We start from the raw sequence: 19,235 nt of genomic DNA on the forward strand, positions 1-19,235 counted from the left end.
CTCGAAACGGACACGGGGGCAAAGTCCTCCCGAAAATTCGTTCGCATACGAATAAGAAATCGCGCCGGATGTTCTGTCAAATGATTTCCACTCGGCACCGTGCATTGGCCTCTAGAAACCTTAGTCAACAAAGGCCTTTTCGACCACAAAAGTGGCGGGCCGGTTGTTTGCGCCTTCTTCCAGACCAAAGCCCTCTAGTGCCGCCTTGGTGTCGCGCAGCATCTCCATCGACCCGCAGATCATGCCGCGATCCTCTGCCGGGTTGATCGGCGGCACGCCCAGATCGGCGAACATCTTGCCGCTGGCCATCAGATCGGTTTGCCGCCCTATGCGCGGCCAATCCTCACGTGTCAGCGTGTCATAAAGCGTCAGGTTTTCCGCCATCTCGCCAATCAGCGGATCGGATTTGAGCGACGCCACCAGCTCGCGGCCATAGGTCAGCTCTCCGGCCTCGCGGCATGTGTGACACAGGATCAGTTGGTCAAATTTCTCATAGGTCTCAGGGTCGCGGATGATGCTGGCAAAGGGCGCGATCCCGGTGCCGGTGGCGAACATCCAAAGCCGTTTGCCCGGCAGCAGCGCATCGTTGACCAGTGTTCCGGTGGGCTTGCGTCGCATCAACACCGTATCGCCGACCTTCACCTTTTGCAGATGCTCGGTCAGCGGACCATCCGGCACCTTGATCGAATAGAACTCGACCTCTTCGTCCCAGCTTGGCGAGGCGATTGAATAGGCGCGAAAAACCGGCTTTGCCGCATTGGGCAGGCCGATCATCACAAACTCACCAGACCGGAACCGGAACGCGGCAGGGCGTGTGATCCTGAACCGTAACAGCCGGTCGGTGTAATGCTGCACCTCGGTCACGGTTTCTGCAAAGACGCCTGCGGGAATGGGAAACGCGGTCTCCGCGGGGGCGGTATCGAATGTCATGTCTGCCTCCTGTTTGATCACTTGCTTATTTTGTTAGTATGCAAACAAGTTTTCTGTCAAGCGCTTCGAGGCTACGATCTTGACCGGCCCGCAGTTTCCGTTAGCGTTCAAATGAAATCGCCAAAATTTCAAGCACCCTCCCCGAAAGGACCCCATCCCATGACTGACACGCCCGCCAAACTGGTCATCCGCAATATCGGCCTCATGCTGTCAGGCAAGATGGAAGAGCCGGTGCTGGACGCCGACTGCCTGATCGCCATTGACGGCAAGATTGCCGAATGGGGCAAAGAGGCGGATATGGACACCGAAGGCGCCACGGTCGAGATCGACGCCCACGGCGTCACCCTCTGCCCCGGCCTGATCGACAGCCACATCCACCCGGTTGTGGGCGACTACACCCCGCGCCAGCAGCAGCTGAACTGGATCGATTCGACCCTGCACGGTGGTGTGACCACGCTGATCTCGGCCGGCGAGGTTCATATGCCCGGCCGCCCCAAGGATATCGTCGGCCTCAAGGCGATGGCGATCGCTTCGCAGCGCTGGTACGAAAATTTCCGCCCCTCGGGCGTCAAAGTCCATGCCGGCGCGCCGGTCATCGAACACGGGCTCGAGGAACATGACTTCAAGGAACTGGCCGACGCCGGTGTGAAACTGATGGGCGAGGTCGGTCTGGGCTCGGTCAAGGATGGCAAGACCGCCCGCCAGATGGTCGACTGGGCCCGTAAATACGGCATTCAGTCAACGATACACACTGGTGGGCCGTCGATCCCCGGCTCTGGCCTGATCGACGCCGACATGGTGCTTGAGACCGGCACCGATGTGGTCGGCCATATCAATGGCGGCCACACCGCCCTGCCCGACGATCAGATCATCTGCCTTTGTGAAAACTGCACTGCCGCGCTTGAGATCGTGCACAATGGCAACGAACGCTCGGCTGTCCTCACGCTGAACACCGCGCGCGAGCTGAAAAAGCTGGACCAGATCATCCTGGGCACCGACGGCCCCGCCGGATCGGGCGTACAGCCGCTGGGCATCCTGCGAATGATCGCCATGCTGTCCGCCTTTGGCAATGTCCCGGCCGAGATCGCCTTTTGCTTTGGCACCGGCAACACCTCGCGGCGGCGCGAACTCGACACCGGCATCATCGAGGTCGGCAAAGCGGCGGATTTTGTGCTGATGGATCAGGCACAGCACGCGCCGGGCAAGTCGATGCTTGAATCGGTGCAACAGGGCAACCTGCCGGGCGTCGGCATGACGGTGATCGACGGCGTGCCCCGTTCGGGCCGTTCGCGCAACACACCGCCCGCCATGCGCCTGCCCGAACTGGTCAAGGGTAGCCTTGCCAACGGTGCAGGCGGCCACTGACCACCGCCTGATGCCACTTGCGGGGGCAGATCACGAAACGGCCCCCGCAAATTCACACAGCGACGCGACCAGACAGCCGCCCCGCCTTGACCCTCCGGCCTGCATCCTAGATACCGCAGTCATCAGGCCAAGGAACCCTAACGGCATGACCGAACCCAAAATCACAGACAGCCACTGCCACCTCGATTTCCCGGATTTCGACGGGCAGCTTCCCGACATCCTCACCCGCGCGGCCGAAGCCGGTGTCCACCGCATGGTGACCATCTGCACCCGGCTGCGGAACGAACCGCAAGTCCGCACCCTGGCCGAGGCGCACCCACAGGTGTTTTACGCCGCCGGCACCCACCCGATGAGTGCCGGCGAAGAACCGATGGCCACGGTGGACGAGCTGATAGCCCTCGCGCAGCACCCCAAATTCGTCGCCATCGGCGAGACGGGTCTGGATTACCACTATTCCGCCGACAGCGCCGAGCTGCAGAAGCAAAGCCTGCAGATCCACATTCAGGCCGCGCAGGAAACCCGCCTGCCGCTGGTGATCCACGCCCGCGCCGCCGATGACGACATGGCGCAGATCCTGAGCGACGCCTACCGCGCCAAACCCTATTCTTGCGTCATGCACTGCTTCTCGTCCTCTGCCGAACTGGCAAAGGCCGCGCTGGATCTGGGCTTTTACCTGTCGATGTCTGGCATCACTGCCTTCCCCAAAAGCCGGGAGCTGCGCGATATCTTCGCCACCGCCCCGCTCGACCGGATCCTCGTGGAAACCGACAGCCCCTACCTCGCGCCACCGCCCCATCGCGGACGGCGCAACGAACCCGCCTTCACCGCTTTGACTGCGCGGCGCGGGGCCGAAGTCTTTGGCCTCGATTACGCCGATTTCGCAGCACAAACCGAACAGAACTTTGAACGCCTCTTTGCCAAGGTCGCCGCCCACAGGGTCGCCACATGACATCGGAACTGCGCTTCACAATCCTTGGCTGCGGCTCCTCTGGCGGCGTGCCGCGTCTTGGCGGGCTCTGGGGGGACTGTGACCCGGCCAACCCCAAGAACACCCGCCGCCGGTGTTCCCTGCTGGTCGAACGCGAAACACCCGATGGCATCACCCGCGTGTTGATCGACACATCGCCCGATCTGCGCGCGCAGCTGCTGGGTGAAAACATCGGCACGCTCGACGCCGTGGCCTATACCCATGCCCATGCGGACCACGTGCACGGTATCGATGATCTGCGCATGATCGTGTTCAACATGCGCGCCCGCCTGCCTGTCTGGGCCGACACGCCCACACGGCAAAGCCTTCTCGACCGCTTCGGCTATGCGTTCATCCAGCCCGAGGGCAGTTCCTATCCGCCGATCCTCGACATGCACCATATGGACGGGCCCTTCACCGTGACCGGCGCGGGGGGCGACATCACGCTGACGCCCTTCCTTGTCAATCACGGCGGCATCGACGCGCTGGGGTTCCGCATTGGCGACACCGCCTATCTGCCCGACGTCAAGGACATCCCCGACGAGGTCTGGCCCCTGCTCGAAAACCTCGACTGCTGGATCCTTGACGCGCTGCGCCGCACCCCGCATCCGACCCATGCCCATCTGGCCTTGTCACTGGAATGGATCGCCCGCGTGAAGGCCAAACGCGCCGTGCTCACCAACATGCACATCGACCTTGATTACGACACACTCGACGCCGAAACCCCCGACCATATCACGCCGGCCTTTGATGGCATGGTGATCCGCTCGCCGCTCTGACCCTTTCTTCCGCTTCTTCTCTTTCCAAATACGCAAATCTCAGCCTCCGCAAACAGCGCCGCGCCTGACAGTTCCGGACAATGCCCGCATGCAAGCGCTTCTAGACGTCATCCTCCCGGTTTTTCTCGTCATCGGATTTGGCTATCTGGCGAGCTGGCGCAAACTCATGCCCGACAGCGCCGTCGACGGGCTGATGACCTTTACCCAGCAGTTTGCGATCCCCTGCCTGCTGTTCCGCGCGATCTGGAAACTGGATCTGGGCCAGAGCTTTGATCCGTTCCTGCTGGTCAGCTTCTACACCGGCTCGGCCACCGGCTTTGTGCTCGGCCTCACCGTCGCGCATTACGTGTTCAAGCGGGAATGGGAGGATTCGGTCGCCATCGGGTTCTGCTGTCTTTTTGCCAACTCGCTCCTGCTGGGCGTGCCGATCACCGAACGCGCCTATGGCGCGGACAAGCTGTCGGCGAATTTCACGATCATCGCCATGCACTCGCCGTTTTGCTACGGCCTCGGCATCACCGCGATGGAGATTGCCCGCGCGCGCGGCACCAGCCTGCGTACACTCCCGTTCAAGGTGCTGCGCGCGATGTTCCGCAATGCTCTGGTCATCGGGATCTCGCTGGGGCTGGTGTTCAACCTGACCGGCATTTCCCTGCCCGGCCCCATGACCGATGCGCTCGACATGATGACCCGCACCGCTCTGCCGGTGGCACTGTTCGGCATGGGCGGCGTGCTCTACCGTTACCGCCCCGAAGGCGACCTGCGCGTCATCGCCTTTGTTTGTGCGGTGGTGCTGATCCTCCACCCAGCAATCACCTGGACTTTGGGCAAGACGTTCAACCTGCAACAGGATGCCTTCCGCTCGGCAGTTGTCACTGCCGCCATGGCGCCGGGGATCAATGCCTATGTCTTTGCAAACATGTACGGGCGGGCCAAACGGGTGGCGGCGTCATCGGTGCTGATCGCCACCGCATTGTCGGTTGTGACCGTCTGGGGCTGGCTCGCCATCCTGCAGTAAGACCACCCGAAACAGAAAGCGGCGGGTCTGGATCACCAGCCCGCCGCCTTGAATATCAGCTTACCTCAGAGGATCGTCTCAGGAGACGAGCTCTGCATCCAACGTGATTTCGGCTTTCAGCAGCTTCGAAATCGGGCAGCCCGTCTTGGCCGCGCTCGTGGCTTCCTCAAACTGCGCCTGTGTGGCGCCCGGGATCTTGGCCTTGAGCGTAAGATGCACGCCGGTGACTGCGAAGCCATCGTCAAGCTTTTCCAGCTTCACATCTGCCTTGGTGTCAATCGAGTCAGCGGTCAGATCGTGATCCCCCAGAATCATCGACAGCGCCATCGAGAAACAGCTGGCATGCGCCGCCCCGATCAGCTCTTCGGGGTTGGTGCCAGGCTGATCCTCGAAGCGAGTGTTAAAACCATAGGGATTTTCCTTGAGAACGCCGCTCTGCGTGCTGACGGTGCCTTTGCCGGATTTGAGATCACCTGTCCAATGTGCGGAACCGGAACGTTTCATGTCATATCCTTTCGTACTTCGGAAACCGATTGGCTCCCTGTGTGCTGACGAACAAACCCGCTCGAGCGTGCTGTGTTCCATGACATTTTGCTGACACCGCAAAGAAAACACACGTACATCCCTATCAGCCAGGGCCGTAAGTCGCACAACGACATTCTGCGGCAGCCAAGCCAGTTCAAGATTTGCAAACAACAGTGACCGATCACAGCTGGTCGGAAATTTCCTTTCAGCGCTGCATTGAATCTTATGAATCAGACGCCGCGACAGAGATGCATCTTCACATCAAAGCTCTGCTCAGGATGCAATTCCGCCTCATTCCCGGGGCATGAGAGCGCGAAGCGATGAGTCCGACAGGAAGGCTGGGGAATGCGCAAATATCAAGATAGTCCAGTTCCCGCAGTGGAACACGACAGCACGGCGGCACAACATCGGTTCTTTGCCCCTGTGCACCAGTCCGTTGCTCAAGCGTCGCATATCCAAGAGGAAGAGGAGTACCGTGTCCCCTCTCCCGTTCTCGCCCGCCTGATGCAGGCGAACGCAATCGAGTCGCTTCGCCCCTATTCGGGCACTGCGCCCTCCACGTTCAATGCTCCGCGAAACCCTGTGGCGACAACGAATTTTTCAGAACTGTCCGACCGCGAGGCCGGCGGCTTTACGTTTGCAACTTTGGTGAAACGCTGCTTAAGCAGCTTCTGAAGCTCACCCTCGGCCCCGCCTGCCAGCACCTTGGCGACAAAGGTGCCGCCCTCTTCAAGCACATCGAAAGAAAAATAAGCCGCAGCCTCGCACAGCGAGATGATGCGCAAGTGGTCGGTCTGCTTATGTCCAGAAGAGGCTGCAGCCATGTCAGACATCACCACATCCGCCTTGCCACCCAGCCACTCCTTGACCGCATCATCCGCGCCTTCAGCCAGAAAATCCAGCACATGCATCTCGGCGCCCGGGATTTGATCGACCTCTTGCAGATCGACGCCCAGAACGGTCCCAATGGCCTTGCCGCTTTTTTCACCTAATGCATTGACGCGCTTCGCGGCAACCTGACACCAGCCTCCCGGCGCGCAGCCAAGGTCAACAACGCGCGCCCCCGGCACCAGAAAGCGGTATTTTTCATCCAGCTCAAGGATCTTGAACGCCGCCCGGCCGCGATAGCCTTCGGCCTGCGCGCGCTTGACGTAGGGGTCGTTCAGCTGGCGCTGCAACCACCGGGTCGAGCTGAGCTTGCGCCCGCGTGCGGTCTTGACCTTCACCTTAAGTTCGCGCTGTCCGCGTCCAGATGTGTTCTTACCCGTGGGTTCCTTGGCCATATCCTACCGCTTCTTCTCTTTCCAAATGCGCAAATGCGACACCGTCGCCCGCGCCAAGACGTCCAGCTAGGCGCTTAACGTTCCCTCTGCAAGCCTACTGCGTTTCGGCAGCGACATGAATCGCCTTATCGCCACCTCGAATCAAAGAGGTGGAACGCGAAAAACTTCAGTATGGCCCCTCCTCAAGGACGCCGTCCGCTGTCATCTGCGCATAGAGCAGCCCCTCACGCAGGCCACGATCCGCCACCGATAGCCGGTCGGTGGGCCAGCAGCGCAGCAGCGCCTGCAAAATCGCAGCCCCCGACATGATCAGCGCCTGACGATCCTGCCCGATCCGCGGATCACGCCGTCGCCCGACTGGGCCAAGTTCGAGGTAGCGGTTGATTACAGTCTCGATTTGATCAGAGGTCATACGCAGACCGTCGACCTTAGTGCGATCATAGCGACGCAGCCCCAGATGCGACGCGGCGACGGTTGTAACCGTGCCACTGGTGCCGACGATCTGGAATCCCTCACGGGTCTGTTCATCCTTGTACGGTGCAAATTCGGCCAGATTCTCCTCAAAAAACCAGGACATCAGCGCGTAGCGCGCCGCATCGTCATCCACATCAGAGAACTGATCGCGCAAAGTCGCCACACCCAGCGGGACCGAAATCCAGTCGACCACCTTGGCCGCCGGGAACGGGCTGTCGAGCTGATGGAAACCGGCATGGAGCCGCATGATCGCCTTTGGGCGCTCTGGGCCGGGGACCGAAGACAGATCGATCCACACCAATTCGGTCGAACCGCCGCCGATATCCACCACAAGCAGCTGTTCGGTCTTGGTCGAGACCAGCGGCGCGCAGGAAATCACCGCCAGACGCGCCTCTTCCTCGGGCTGGATGATTTCGAGTGTCAGCCCGGCCTCGCGCTGCACCTGGCGTATGAATTCGCGCGAATTCAGCGCACGCCGACATGCCTCGGTCGCGACCAGACGCATGCGTTTCACGTTGTGGCGCTGGATCTTCTGCTGACACACCTTCAGGGCCGCCACCGTGCGCCCCATGGAGGCACGGCTCAGGCGGCCGCTTTTCTCAAGACCCGCCCCAAGCTGGACAGATTTGGAAAAGCTGTCAACGACATGAAACTGGCTGCCCTTTGGCTGGGCAATCAACATGCGGCAACTGTTCGTTCCCAGGTCCAGCGCGGCATAGAGCTCTGCTGAATCGGGTTTGTCGGGCGCGGGGCTCTCGACCGGTTTCGGGAATGCGCCCGCACCCATGGGACGCTCTGGCGCCATCATTTCTGCGCCTTCCGATATACAAGTTGCCATCAGGATACGCAGGCGCGCACAGACCTGCAAGTTTCTTGGCGATCCGGATCACAAAGGAGTGTCACTTTCAGCGGACACCTTACCCCTTGAAGCCAGAACCGGAGCAGCAGGAGGACATGAAAGTCCTTCATCTTTTCACTGAGACTTTTTCCACTCCGCGGCTGTGGTGCGCGGGTGTCAATCTGCATAGGGTCGCGAAAGTCGCTCAACGCATTATGTCTGTCGAAATTCGTATCTGCCCTGCGTCCTCCCGACGCTACACAGGCAGCATCGCAAAAAGGGGAAATCATCCATGCCGGACGTCACAATCATGTTTTGGCGCGACATCCCGGCACAGGTCATCGTCGGTCGTTGCCGATCAGGCGCCAAGGTGCAATTGCCCGAACGGTTCGAGCAGGCCATCGACCGCGCCACCATGAGGACGGGCGCGGCAGGCACCGGTGACTAGCTTGCAGAATGGCGCAAGGCTGCTGCCTATACTGTCGAGGGCACACCTGCGGAAATCGCAAAAGGCCGAGGCCGCACAGATTGAGGCGGAATAAGATCAGGACCACATCAAGGCGCTGATCGCAAACGACGGCTGGGCCCAGGCGCCTTGCGACTGAGGGAGGCCATGATGGCATTGTTCAACTTCAAGAAACGCGACCAGGACGCCGAGCGAGCCACCGGCCAGATCGAAGGCTTTTTGCAAGGCTTTTCGATCGAGGTGATGCCGCGCACCGCCGCCAAGGTCGCGGATTTCCGCGAATTGCTGCCAAACGGCACCCGCGTCTACATCGCCCATATCGACGGCACCCCGATCAGCGACATGGTGGCGACGGCGAAACGCTTGAACGCCGATGGCTTCAACGTCATGCCGCATTTCCCCGCGCGGATAATCAAGAACCGCACCACGCTTGCCGACTGGATCGCCCGCTATCAGGGTGAGGCGAATGTGAAACAAGGCCTGCTGCTGGCCGGTGGCGTCGCAACACCTCATGGCGATTTTGAAAATTCCATGCAGCTGCTGGAAACCGGCTTTTTCGACGCCGGAGGCTTCACCCGCCTGCATGTGGCAGGCCACCCCGAGGGCAGCCGCGACATCGACCCCGACGGCGGCGACCGCGCGGTGATGACTGCGCTGCGCTGGAAACAGGCCTTCTCGGAGCGCAGCGATGCAAAGATGGCGCTGGTCACTCAGTTCTGTTTTGACGCCAATCCAATCATTACGTGGTCCGACGCGCTGCACGCTGCCAATATCACCCTGCCCGTCCATATCGGCATCGCAGGTCCGGCCAAGCTGCAGACCCTGATCAAATTCGCCGCCACCTGCGGGGTCGGACCGTCGATGAAGGTGTTGCAGAAACGGGCGATGGATGTGACCAAGCTGCTGCTGCCCTATGAGCCGACCAAGGTTCTTGCGAAACTGGCCGCGCACAAGGCAACCCATCCAGACAGCAACATCGCACAGGTGCATTTCTTTCCACTGGGCGGGATCGCAACCAATGCGGAATGGGCAGTTGCCAATGGGGGCGCCACCGGGATACCTGCCGCTCGCAACGGCTAACGCCCCCACAGCACGGAACGAAATACGATGACTCTGGCACTTCTCTTTGATCTGGACGGCACGCTTTTGCACACCGATCCTCTGCATGAGGCTGTTTTTGCCGAGCTGTATCAACAGCATGGCCGCGACTTCGACGAAGGCTTTTACCTGCGCGAAATCCACGGGCGGCAGAACCTCGACATCTTCGCCGAACACTTCCCGGGTGAAGACGGACAGGCAATGAGCGACGCCAAAGAAGCGGCCTTTCGCAAGCGTCTTGGCACTTCTGCCGAACCAATGCCCGGCCTGCTGGCCCTGATAAACCGCGCGGAGGCTGCAGGATGGCCCATGGCAGTTGTGACCAACGCCCCGCGCGACAATGCCGCGGCGATGCTGAACGCCATCGGCCTGTCCGACCGCTTGCCCCTGCGCATCATCGGCGACGAATGTGTGCGCGGTAAACCCGACCCCGCCCCCTACATCGCCGCGATGAACCGCCTTGGCGTGTCCCCGGATCAAAGCATCGCGTTTGAGGACAGTCCGGCTGGTCTGCGCGCCGCCCGCGCCTCCGGGGTCTTTGCCGTCGGCATCCGCTCTTCCCTCTCTGACGCCGCCCTTCGCGACGCCGGGGCCCAGATCACAATTGCGGATTTCACAGATCCTATCCTGCCAGAGATTCTGGCCCGGCACCCCCCTATTCAAGGAACCTGACCTGCATGACCCGCATCATCGTCGAGTCCAAGATTCAAGACCAAGACCGCCATCATCTGCTTTGATCAGCCGTTCTGTGTGATCGGCGAGCGTATCAACTCCACTCGCCGCAAGATCCTTGCCACCGAACTGGAACAGGACGACTTCAGCCGCGTCGAGGCCGATGCCATTGCGCAGGTTGCCTGTGGCGCGACCATGCTCAATGTGAACTCGGGCGCCGTCTTCTCGAACAAGATGGCCGAAGACCCACGCTACGCCGACAACAACTTTGTCGAACCGATGCTGATGCCCGAACTGATCCGCCGGGTGCAGGCCGTCGTCGATGTGCCGCTCTGCATCGACAGCTCGGTCCCAGGCGCCCTGCTCGCCGGGCTCGAGGCCTGCGAAGGCCGCCCGCTGCTGAACTCCGTCACCGGCGAGGAATAGCGTCTGAAACTGGTCCTGCCGCTGGTCAAGAAATTCAACGTCCCGGTCGTCGCGATCTCCAATGACGACACCGGCATTTCCGAAAACCCCGATGTCCGCTTTGCCGTGGCCAAAAAGATCGTCGAACGTGCCGCCGATTTCGGCATATCCGCACATGACATCGTGGTCGACCCTCTGGTCATGCCGATGGGCGCCATGGGCATCGCCGGCCTCCAGGTCTTCACCTTTGTGCGCCGCCTGCGCGAGGAACTGGGGGTCAACACCACCTGCGGCGCGTCCAACATCAGCTTCGGCCTGCCCGACCGGCATGACATCAACAACGCCTTAATGCCCCTGGCCATCGGGCGCGAATGGCTTCGGCCATCATGAACCCGGTCGGGCTGCCCATCGGTGCGTCCAAGATCGCGCAAAAGCGCAGAACGGTCGAAGCGGCCGGTGTCCTGCTGCCGCCCGATATGGATGACGAAACCTTCTGCCAGACGTTTGGCATCGGCAGCACCATATTACGCCCTGGCAAGGAAATGGAGGCAATCCGCGCCACCAACTTCCTCACCAACAATGACCCCTCCGGCGCACAATGGATCACCTTCAACCGCACCCCCACCGCCGCAGATGTGGGTGCAGGCGGACGCCGTCGCCGGGGCTAGAGTCGCCCCCCCCTGAGGCGGAAATGAGGGACATCTGGCCTTGGCGGGCACCAAACTGGCAGGATCATACGCCGCCCTTTAGATGTGCCCGAAGCGCTCTTCCTTCGCGCCGGGCGCCTCACCTTCAGGTGACATCAACGACACATTCCTTGCAGTCGCCCCCCAGAACGCACAGGTTCCGGTGTAACAGAACAATCGTCGAACGCTGCTCCGCACAGCTTCCGCAAGGACACATCATGCCGACCGAACAAATTACATTTCCGGGTCACTCGGGTGATCTGCTGGCGGCGCGGCTCGACCTTCCGGCCGGGCCGCATCTGGCAACGGCACTCTTCGCCCATTGCTTCACCTGCTCCAAGGACATCCCTGCAGCCCGCCGCATCTCTGAGCGGCTGGCAGCGATGGGGATCGCGGTTTTGCGCTTTGATTTTACCGGACTTGGCCATTCTCAGGGCGAATTCGGCAACACCACGTTCACCTCAAATGTCGGGGATCTGCTGGCCGCTGCGGACTATCTGTCGCGGCGTGGCATTGCTCCGACCCTGCTGATCGGCCATTCGTTGGGGGGGGCTGCGATCCTGCGCGCCGCACCCGACATCACATCGGCCAAGGCCGTAGTGACCCTCGGTGCGCCCTTTGATCCCGGCCATGTCACCCACAATTTTGCAGATTCCCTGGACACCATCCGCACCGACGGCAGCGCGCTGGTCAATCTGGGCGGTCGCAGCTTCACCATAACCGACGCCTTTGTGCGCGATGTCGCGGCGGCTCAGCTTGAACCCATCCTCGCACATCTGAAAAAGGCGCTGTTGGTGCTGCACGCCCCACGCGACGCAAGAGTAGACATCTCCAACGCCTCCCGGATCTTCGAGGCCGCCAAACATCCCAAGAGCTTTGTCACTCTGGACGATGCTGACCATCTGATCAGCCGCCCAGGGGATGCGGAATACGCCGCCACCGTGATCGCCGCCTGGGCCGGGCGCTACCTGCAACTGACGCCGCCAGCCCCGCCGATCGGCGCGCCCGAAGGCGTAATACGAATCTCGGAGGCAGATCCGGATGGCTTTCTTCAGGATGTGCAATCCGGCCCCTTCCATCATACGCTGGCGGATGAACCGATGGCCTATGGCGGCACCAATCGCGGCATGTCCCCTTATGGATTCGTGGCCGCAGGGCTCGGGGCATGCACCTCGATGACCATCCGCATGTATGCCCGACGCAAGGGCTGGCCGCTCGCAAATGTCCGGGTCGAAGTCTGCCATGACAAGGTACACGCGCAGGACGCGGCCCCCTGCACCGACACCAGAATCGACTTGTTCCGTCGTCGTATCACGCTTGACGGGCCACTTGACGCGACACAACGCCAGCGCCTGCTGGAAATCGCCGATCACTGCCCGGTGCACCGCACCCTGGAAACCAGCGCACGTGTCGTAACCGAACTGGTCTGACAGGGGCAAAACTCCCGTCTGCCCGCTTCTTCTCTTTCCAAATACGCACATCCGGCGCTCCCACCAGCGCAACGCCGAAACTCTGGCTCACCCCTCCACAGGCACCAGAAACAAGTGAGGCGCAGAGCATCGCTCTGCGCCTCACAATCGGATCAGGCCCGCAGCCCGAAGCGCTGTGGTACCAAAATCAGCCGCGCGCGCGGCCGACCATTTTCCAGATCGCCGGCAGGATCATCGCCGCCAGCGCCAGTTTCACTGCATCGCCCAGCAGGAACGGCGTCAGACCCCACTGCAGGATCGGCTTGTCCCAGCCATAAAGCATGCCGAGCCAGATCAGGCCGGGCACATAGATCAGCACATTGCCCAGCAGCATCGCACCGGCCATCTTGGGCGCCGTGCGGTCCCAGCCGGCCCGTGCCAGCACACCCAGCGCCACAGTCGCCAGAACATAGCCCACCAGATAGCCGCCAGTGCCGCCCATCATGTACTCAAGACCGTTCAGATCAGCGGTCGAGCTCTGGAACACGTCAAATCCCAGCATCCCCACCAGCATCCAGCCCAGCATGGTCACGAGCCCCAGCCGCGCGCCAAAGGCCGCACCGACGCTCAGCACGGCAAAGGTGCCCATGCTCATCATCACCGGCGATCCGGGCACCGGCACCTTGATCTTGGCGGCCAGCGCCAGAACGGCGATCCCCACCACGACCAGAGCGGCCTGCTTGACCCGCAGGCCCAGCCCTTCGGTTGCGCCGAACATGTCGACCAGTACGTTACGGTTCAGTGTCAGGTTCATCTGCCTGTCCCCTTTTTTTGAAATTCTGCTGGTGACAATTCTGCCCGAAGGCCCCAAATGCTGCAAGGGCTAAGCGGTCTTAAGCTTCGGGCAGACGTTCATACCCGGTCTCCATACGGTAATCCTTGCGCGGCCCGCACACATCCCAGACGCTGCTCCACTGCGGCCAGGCCGAGAAATCATAGCGCACATCATATTGATCCGGATCACACCAATGCGCCGCCTCGGGCGCGCCGTTCCCCAGCGGGATCACATGAAAATCGCGCCCGTCGTCGAACAGCACCGCAATCCCCCGCGCCGCCGCGCGCCAAAGATACCGCCGCCGCCCCTCCAGCGGCGCCTGCCCCGGCAGATGCAGCAGCACCGTTTCCTCATAGATCAGCCCGGCCCCCTCAGCGCTCAGCATCGCCTGCCCTGTGGCATGGGCCACCTGCCCGGCGCGCTGGTCCTCAATCCGCCGCTCAAGGCGCCAGACACCGGCAAAGTCCTGCAAACTCTCCGGGCGCCTCAGAGCAGCATCGCTCTTTTGGGGAGGTCCTGATACATCATGTTCCATCGCCGCCTCGTCCCGTATCATGCACTCCATCGCAAGCCTTGTCGCTGCGGCAGGTGCAGTCTATGACCCCTCTCGACATCCTCACAACCCCGAGAAAGGATCGCCACCGATGATCCCCCGCTATTCCCGCCCCGAAATGGTTGCCATCTGGGAACCCGCCACCAAGTTCCGCATCTGGTACGAGATCGAAGCCCATGCCTGCGACGCCCAGGCCAAGCTTGGCGTGATCCCGCAGGAAAGCGCCGATGCCGTGTGGAAGGCCAAGGACGTGGAATTCGACGTGGCCCGCATCGACGAGATCGAAGCCGTCACCAAACATGACGTCATCGCCTTTCTCACCCACCTTGCCGAACACATCGGCTCGACCGAAGCGCGTTTCGTGCATCAGGGCATGACCTCATCGGATGTGCTCGACACCACGTTCAACGTGCAGCTTGTGCGCGCCACCGACATCCTGCTTGCCGGGGTTGACCGTGTGCTCGCCGCGCTGAAAACCCGCGCTTACGAACACAAGGACACCGTCCGCATCGGTCGCTCCCACGGCATCCACGCCGAGCCGACCACCATGGGCCTCACCTTTGCCCGCTTTTATGCCGAGATGGACCGCAACAAGAACCGTCTGGAAAAGGCCAAATGGGAAATCGCCACCGGCGCCATTTCCGGCGCTGTCGGCACCTTCGCCAATATCGACCCCGAGGTCGAGGAACATGTCTGCGAACAGCTTGGCCTGCGCCCCGAGCCGATCAGCACGCAGGTCATTCCCCGTGACCGTCACGCGATGTTCTTTGCAACCCTCGGCGTGATCGCCTCCAGCATCGAAAACATCGCCACCGAAATCCGCCACATGCAGCGCACCGAAGTTCTGGAAGCCGAAGAATTCTTCTCGGCCGGTCAAAAGGGTTCGTCGGCCATGCCGCACAAACGCAACCCCGTGCTGACCGAAAACCTCACCGGTCTGGCCCGTCTTGTGCGCATGTCGGTGATCCCTGCCATGGAAAACGTGGCGCTCTGGCACGAACGCGACATCTCGCATTCCTCAGTGGAACGCACGATCGGCCCGGACACCACCATCACGCTCGACTTCGCGCTGAACCGTCTGGCCGGTGTGATCGAAAAGCTGGTGATCTATCCCGAAACCATGCTCGCGAACATGAACAAGTTCAAAGGTCTGGTCATGTCCCAGCGCGTCCTGCTCGCCCTCACTCAGGTCGGGGTAAGCCGCGAAGACAGCTACAAGATGGTGCAGCGCAACGCCATGAAGGTCTGGGAAAAGGGCGCAGATTTCAAGACCGAGCTGCTGGCCGATCCCGAAGTCACCGCCGCGCTGAGCCCCGCGCAGATCGAGGAAAAGTTCGACCTTGGCTATCACACAAAACACGTCGACACGATCTTTGCCCGCGTGTTCGGCAAGGACTGAGACAACAAGCGGGCGGAGCGCACAGGCTCCGTCCACCTCTTACAATTACCTGCCTTCGCTTTCAGCACAGAGTTCAGCCACCTGATAATCTCACGCATTCGTGAAGCCTTCCCGCCGAAGGAAACCGCAATTCCGTGTTATGATTTTCCTTCATCAAGCGGAGGTACTCTATGAAAATCAAGGCACTTCTGACGGCAACACTTCTCGTCATTGCACCAACCCTTGCCGGTGCGTCCTGCATGGGTCATTCGAAACAGGCAATGACCTGTACGGACGGCATGGTCTATGACGGTGCATCCAACAGCTGTAAGGTCGTAAGCGGCTGAACCTGCGGCATATCCCAATGTCAGAAGGCGGTCGTGCTGGCCGCCTTTTTTCCGTATGAAGCCTTCGGCAACAAGGGTTGGCAGGCGGCGAACCATTCCGATCATTCGCGAGCGGTAAACACAGGCTCTGAGAAGGGCGGGACCCAATCGAAAAATACGCTGGTTTTTATGGAATAACTCCAGCCTAAATTAACTGCGATGCGCTAGCTCTTTGGTCAAGATCCAACGGAGCGTTTCATGAGCAGCCTTACCCCCTTCGCCTCTTTACCCTCCCCCGGTAGGACGCAGCCGCTGACCCGCAAGGCAAAGGCCGCGATCATCGTCCAGTTCATCCTGAACGAAGGCGCCGATGTGCCGCTTTCTGCACTTCCCGAACCGCTTCAGGAGCAACTGACGCAGCAACTGGGTTCCATGCGCTACGTGCACCGGGACATTATGGCCGAAGTGGTTCAGGAGTTCGCTGACGAACTCGAATCAGTTGGCATATCCTTTCCGGGAAACATCGCCGGTGCCCTGTCTGCCCTGGATGGCAAGATCAGCGCCCGGACCTCCGCCCGTCTGCGCAAGGAGGCCGGCGTGCGTCAGGCAGGGGATCCTTGGGTGCGTATCGGGGCGCAGGACGTGGATTGGTTACAGCGAGTCGTCCTCTCGGAAAGCACAGAGATTGCCGCCGTCATGCTGTCCAAGATTGACGTGTCGAAAGCGGCAGCGCTGTTGGGTCGCCTGCCCGGCGCCAAGGCGCGGCGCATCACCTATGCGATGTCGATGACAGGCGGCGTTACGCCAGAAGCGGTGGACCGCATCGGGCTCAGCCTCGCCAGCCAGCTGGACGCAGAACCACCCCGCGCCTTTGCCTCTGGCCCGGTGGATCGCGTGGGGGCAATCCTGAACTATTCTGCCTCTGAAATCCGCGATGATGTGCTTGAGGGCTTGGACGAAACCGACAGCGAATTTGCCGAAGCCGTGCGCAAGGCGATCTTTACTTTTGCAAACATTCCCCTTCGTCTCAACGCGATCGACGTGCCAAAGGTCACCCGCGACGTGGATGCCACGGTCATGGTCACCGCAATTGCTGGAGCCAGTACAACAGAGGAAAACAACGCCTGCGAATTCCTGCTCAACAACATGTCCAAGCGCATGGCCCAGACGATGCGAGACGAGGCGGCAGAGCGCGGCAAGGTCAAGGCGCGCGTCGCCGAGGATGCGATGAACGCCGTCGTTGCCGCGATCCGCGACCTGATCGCATCAGGTGAGATCGAGCTGCTCAATCCAGAAGACGTAGAGGCGAATGACTGATCCCGCCACAGGGTTGTGATCCGCGACGCACCGGCATAATTCTAGACTTGATTGTTGCAGGAGCGTCGATTGAGCAAGGCCCCGATAGAAGAGCAGATCAGCGGCGACTGGTCCGACTGGATCACGGATCGGGTGTTACGCGCCGTGATCTGGCTGATGCTCAGGGTTCCCCTGCGGCTGCGGCTGTTGCTGATGGGACGGTTCGTGTCACGCATTGTTGCACCTCTGGCGGGATACCGAGCACGCGCCATCGAAAATCTAACCCATGTCTGGCCCGACATGTCTGACGCGGAAAAAGCCCTGATCGCTGACGGTGTGGCCGACAACGCCGGACGTACAATGATCGAGAATTACGAAGTGAACGGTCTGCGCGACCGGATGCGCACGGCAAAGGTGACAGGGGATGGACTAAAGGCGATCAAAGAGGCCCGCGCCGAAGGCCGCCCTGTTCTGTTCGTCACCGGGCATTTCGGTAACTTCGAAGCGCCCCGCGCGGCCCTTGTTGCGCAAGGCTACAAAATTGGCGGCCTCTACCGGCCAATGTCCAACCCGTTTTTCAATGATCATTACGCCCGCAACATGCACCGGCTGTCTGGCCCGGTGTTCGAACAGGGCCGACGTGGCACCATGGGGTTGCTCCGCCACATCAAGGATGGAGGCATGGGCGTGCTGCTCTTCGATGTCTATGACAGTGCAGGCACGGTGATTGACTTTATGGGACAACCCGCGCCCACGCTAACCTCAGCCGCCGATATCGCCCTACGGACCGGGGCATTGATGGTGCCGTTTTTTGGCATCCGCCAACCCGATGGAGAAAGCTTTGAAGCAGTGTTCGAGGCTCCCATACCACACGGCGATCCTGTCGAAATGATGCGCGCCGCCACGGCACGGCTGGAATCGCATATACGCGATCACCCTGAACAATGGTTCTGGATTCACCGCCGCTGGAAGCCGCGCCGTCAGCGCAAGCGGGCTGCGGCGAAGACCGGGCCATAATTCGCGCCCTGCACTAGAACGACAACCGGATCCGTGCCGCTGATTGGGGTGGAGGTTTCAAAGCTGCCCTGCCCGTCCCATTGCCCGATCACTTCCCAACTTTTGACGATATGGGAATAAGGCAGTGTGCGTCCGGCATTTTCGCCGCGCTCTATCATGACCGATGCCTGCGGCAGGTAGCGCACCAGCTCGATATCCGTCGGGCCGACCTCGCGCAGGCTATTTGCCCGGATGCTCAGCCTTCCACCATCGCGTGAAATCTGAAGTGTGACAAAGGTTTCCGCGCCCTTATGCGCGTTGATCAGGGCAGCCACGTCTTTTGATCGATTGCCCACCACATCGTGTTTGCCGTTCACGATCATCTGAGGCGTATAGACCGAGCGGTTTTCCAATGCGACCGCATATCCCTGCTGTCGGGCTGTGAAGGCCGGTTTGGCGAATTTATCGGCCCAGCCGATATAATCCCAGTAGTCAACGTGCAGCGCCAGCGGAATGACATCGTCGCGGTCTTCTAGACTGGCCAGCAGCGCATCCGCGGTCGGGCAGGAAGAGCAGCCTTGTGAGGTATAGAGTTCGACCACAACGGGGCTTTGCTGGGCAAAGACCGGAGCGGCAAACAGCATCAATGCCCCTGTGAAGCTGCTTAGAAAATGGCGCATTGTGGTTCCGATTGTTACTTTTCCTGAGAGCAGCGTTAACGCTATGGGATTGAAATAACCAATCAAGGTTTTGCGATAGCCCCGCCATCTTTCACCCGCATTTTTGCCATTTCCCAACCAACCGGCGGCCCTTGGATGATCTGCGCTTATCGGGTAATTGTGTGCAATGGTATACAAAAATTGTCGCACCCCCCTTGATCGGGCGCCGGGCATGAGGCAAATAGCATAGCAGACCCAGTCGAAGTCCATTGATACC

General features: G+C 60.7%; 18 protein-coding genes and 2 pseudogenes. 13 read left to right on the forward strand and 7 right to left on the reverse strand.

Annotated features, from left to right (window positions below; translation table 11 throughout):
* Positions 1 to 120: 120 nt before the first annotated feature.
* The gene (locus P775_RS25880; RefSeq protein WP_099913824.1) at positions 121 to 930 is read right to left on the reverse strand and encodes a ferredoxin--NADP reductase; all 810 of its coding nucleotides are present in this window, start codon (positions 928 to 930) and stop codon (positions 121 to 123) included.
* Between the two features lie 159 nt (positions 931 to 1,089).
* Between P775_RS25880 and P775_RS25885 the strand changes: the two genes are divergently transcribed.
* The 4 genes from P775_RS25885 (at position 1,090) to P775_RS25900 (ending at position 5,059) form a co-directional block, all read left to right on the forward strand.
* Positions 1,090 to 2,295 (forward strand): amidohydrolase family protein, encoded by a 1,206-nt coding sequence (locus tag P775_RS25885; protein ID WP_099913689.1) that lies wholly within the window; start codon positions 1,090 to 1,092, stop codon positions 2,293 to 2,295.
* 145 nt (positions 2,296 to 2,440) lie between these two features.
* Positions 2,441 to 3,244, forward strand: a complete 804-nt coding sequence (locus P775_RS25890) for a TatD family hydrolase (RefSeq protein WP_099913690.1) — start codon at positions 2,441 to 2,443, stop codon at positions 3,242 to 3,244.
* Positions 3,241 to 4,041 carry an MBL fold metallo-hydrolase gene (locus P775_RS25895; RefSeq protein WP_099913691.1) on the forward strand — a complete coding sequence of 267 codons (801 nt, stop codon included), beginning with the start codon at positions 3,241 to 3,243 and terminating at the stop codon, positions 4,039 to 4,041. The genes P775_RS25890 and P775_RS25895 overlap by 4 nt, the downstream gene beginning before the upstream one ends.
* A gap of 88 nt (positions 4,042 to 4,129) precedes the next feature.
* Positions 4,130 to 5,059: an AEC family transporter gene (locus tag P775_RS25900; RefSeq protein WP_099913692.1), complete on the forward strand. Its 930-nt coding sequence runs from the start codon at positions 4,130 to 4,132 to the stop codon at positions 5,057 to 5,059.
* Positions 5,060 to 5,137: 78 nt separating this feature from the next.
* Here P775_RS25900 and P775_RS25905 read toward each other — a convergent pair whose 3' ends face one another.
* The 3 genes from P775_RS25905 to P775_RS25915 form a co-directional block, all read right to left on the reverse strand.
* Entirely contained in the window at positions 5,138 to 5,563 is a 426-nt protein-coding gene (locus P775_RS25905; RefSeq protein WP_099913693.1) for an OsmC family protein, read from the reverse strand.
* Positions 5,564 to 6,120: 557 nt separating this feature from the next.
* Positions 6,121 to 6,867, reverse strand: coding sequence for an RlmE family RNA methyltransferase (locus tag P775_RS25910; protein WP_099913694.1), 747 nt, complete (start codon positions 6,865 to 6,867; stop codon positions 6,121 to 6,123).
* 166 nt (positions 6,868 to 7,033) lie between these two features.
* Positions 7,034 to 8,146, reverse strand: coding sequence for a Ppx/GppA phosphatase family protein (locus P775_RS25915; protein WP_099913825.1), 1,113 nt, complete (start codon positions 8,144 to 8,146; stop codon positions 7,034 to 7,036).
* 325 nt (positions 8,147 to 8,471) lie between these two features.
* Here P775_RS25915 and P775_RS25920 point away from each other — a divergent pair.
* The 5 genes and pseudogenes from P775_RS25920 (at position 8,472) to P775_RS25940 (ending at position 12,936) form a co-directional block, all read left to right on the forward strand.
* Positions 8,472 to 8,721: pseudogene (locus P775_RS25920) on the forward strand (virulence factor).
* Positions 8,722 to 8,795: 74 nt separating this feature from the next.
* On the forward strand, positions 8,796 to 9,725 hold the full coding sequence (locus P775_RS25925; RefSeq protein ID WP_099913826.1) for a methylenetetrahydrofolate reductase: 930 nt from the start codon (positions 8,796 to 8,798) through the stop codon (positions 9,723 to 9,725).
* 27 nt (positions 9,726 to 9,752) lie between these two features.
* Complete coding sequence (locus P775_RS25930; protein ID WP_099913695.1) at positions 9,753 to 10,415, forward strand: HAD family hydrolase; 663 nt, start codon at positions 9,753 to 9,755, stop codon at positions 10,413 to 10,415.
* A 54-nt stretch (positions 10,416 to 10,469) separates the two neighbouring features.
* Positions 10,470 to 11,488 (forward strand): annotated as a pseudogene (locus P775_RS25935) (dihydropteroate synthase).
* Positions 11,489 to 11,724: 236 nt separating this feature from the next.
* Positions 11,725 to 12,936 (forward strand): bifunctional alpha/beta hydrolase/OsmC family protein, encoded by a 1,212-nt coding sequence (locus P775_RS25940; protein ID WP_099913696.1) that lies wholly within the window; start codon positions 11,725 to 11,727, stop codon positions 12,934 to 12,936.
* 187 nt (positions 12,937 to 13,123) lie between these two features.
* Here P775_RS25940 and P775_RS25945 read toward each other — a convergent pair whose 3' ends face one another.
* The gene (locus tag P775_RS25945) at positions 13,124 to 13,729 is read right to left on the reverse strand and encodes a biotin transporter BioY (RefSeq protein WP_099913697.1); all 606 of its coding nucleotides are present in this window, start codon (positions 13,727 to 13,729) and stop codon (positions 13,124 to 13,126) included.
* A 79-nt stretch (positions 13,730 to 13,808) separates the two neighbouring features.
* Positions 13,809 to 14,306, reverse strand: a complete 498-nt coding sequence (locus P775_RS25950; protein WP_245875869.1) for a DUF6314 family protein — start codon at positions 14,304 to 14,306, stop codon at positions 13,809 to 13,811.
* Positions 14,307 to 14,394: 88 nt separating this feature from the next.
* On the opposite strand from P775_RS25950, the gene purB reads away from it, so the two are divergent.
* The 4 genes from purB (at position 14,395) to P775_RS25970 (ending at position 18,320) form a co-directional block, all read left to right on the forward strand.
* Positions 14,395 to 15,702, forward strand: a complete 1,308-nt coding sequence (purB, locus tag P775_RS25955; RefSeq protein WP_099913698.1) for an adenylosuccinate lyase — start codon at positions 14,395 to 14,397, stop codon at positions 15,700 to 15,702.
* A gap of 170 nt (positions 15,703 to 15,872) precedes the next feature.
* Positions 15,873 to 16,028: an adenylosuccinate lyase gene (locus P775_RS25960; RefSeq protein ID WP_099913699.1), complete on the forward strand. Its 156-nt coding sequence runs from the start codon at positions 15,873 to 15,875 to the stop codon at positions 16,026 to 16,028.
* 237 nt (positions 16,029 to 16,265) lie between these two features.
* Complete coding sequence (locus P775_RS25965; protein ID WP_099913700.1) at positions 16,266 to 17,324, forward strand: flagellar motor switch protein FliG; 1,059 nt, start codon at positions 16,266 to 16,268, stop codon at positions 17,322 to 17,324.
* A 69-nt stretch (positions 17,325 to 17,393) separates the two neighbouring features.
* Positions 17,394 to 18,320 (forward strand): lysophospholipid acyltransferase family protein, encoded by a 927-nt coding sequence (locus P775_RS25970; protein WP_245875870.1) that lies wholly within the window; start codon positions 17,394 to 17,396, stop codon positions 18,318 to 18,320.
* Here P775_RS25970 and P775_RS25975 read toward each other — a convergent pair.
* A complete protein-coding gene (locus tag P775_RS25975; RefSeq protein WP_342749692.1) occupies positions 18,284 to 19,228 on the reverse strand; it encodes a DUF1223 domain-containing protein in 945 nt (314 codons plus the stop codon). The two genes, P775_RS25970 and P775_RS25975, sit on opposite strands and share 37 nt — an antisense overlap.
* Positions 19,229 to 19,235 lie beyond the last annotated feature (7 nt).

Origin of the sequence: Puniceibacterium antarcticum (genome assembly GCF_002760615.1) — a bacterium.
Taxonomy (GTDB): domain Bacteria; phylum Pseudomonadota; class Alphaproteobacteria; order Rhodobacterales; family Rhodobacteraceae; genus Puniceibacterium; species Puniceibacterium antarcticum.

Excerpts from the sequence above, each read along its gene's own strand:
- P775_RS25890 (WP_099913690.1), top strand. The coding sequence starts at position 2,441 with ATGACCGAACCCAAAATCACAGACAGCCACTGCCACCTCGATTTCCCG.
- P775_RS25930 (WP_099913695.1), top strand. The coding sequence starts at position 9,753 with ATGACTCTGGCACTTCTCTTTGATCTGGACGGCACGCTTTTGCACACC.
- P775_RS25900 (WP_099913692.1), top strand. The coding sequence starts at position 4,130 with ATGCAAGCGCTTCTAGACGTCATCCTCCCGGTTTTTCTCGTCATCGGA.
- P775_RS25880 (WP_099913824.1), bottom strand. The coding sequence starts at position 930 with ATGACATTCGATACCGCCCCCGCGGAGACCGCGTTTCCCATTCCCGCA.
- P775_RS25910 (WP_099913694.1), bottom strand. The coding sequence starts at position 6,867 with ATGGCCAAGGAACCCACGGGTAAGAACACATCTGGACGCGGACAGCGC.
- P775_RS25975 (WP_342749692.1), bottom strand. The coding sequence starts at position 19,228 with ATGGACTTCGACTGGGTCTGCTATGCTATTTGCCTCATGCCCGGCGCC.
- P775_RS25960 (WP_099913699.1), top strand. The coding sequence starts at position 15,873 with ATGAAAATCAAGGCACTTCTGACGGCAACACTTCTCGTCATTGCACCA.
- P775_RS25965 (WP_099913700.1), top strand. The coding sequence starts at position 16,266 with ATGAGCAGCCTTACCCCCTTCGCCTCTTTACCCTCCCCCGGTAGGACG.
- purB (WP_099913698.1), top strand. The coding sequence starts at position 14,395 with ATGATCCCCCGCTATTCCCGCCCCGAAATGGTTGCCATCTGGGAACCC.
- P775_RS25905 (WP_099913693.1), bottom strand. The coding sequence starts at position 5,563 with ATGAAACGTTCCGGTTCCGCACATTGGACAGGTGATCTCAAATCCGGC.
- P775_RS25925 (WP_099913826.1), top strand. The coding sequence starts at position 8,796 with ATGGCATTGTTCAACTTCAAGAAACGCGACCAGGACGCCGAGCGAGCC.
- P775_RS25945 (WP_099913697.1), bottom strand. The coding sequence starts at position 13,729 with ATGAACCTGACACTGAACCGTAACGTACTGGTCGACATGTTCGGCGCA.
- P775_RS25915 (WP_099913825.1), bottom strand. The coding sequence starts at position 8,146 with ATGGCGCCAGAGCGTCCCATGGGTGCGGGCGCATTCCCGAAACCGGTC.
- P775_RS25950 (WP_245875869.1), bottom strand. The coding sequence starts at position 14,306 with ATGATACGGGACGAGGCGGCGATGGAACATGATGTATCAGGACCTCCC.
- P775_RS25895 (WP_099913691.1), top strand. The coding sequence starts at position 3,241 with ATGACATCGGAACTGCGCTTCACAATCCTTGGCTGCGGCTCCTCTGGC.
- P775_RS25940 (WP_099913696.1), top strand. The coding sequence starts at position 11,725 with ATGCCGACCGAACAAATTACATTTCCGGGTCACTCGGGTGATCTGCTG.
- P775_RS25885 (WP_099913689.1), top strand. The coding sequence starts at position 1,090 with ATGACTGACACGCCCGCCAAACTGGTCATCCGCAATATCGGCCTCATG.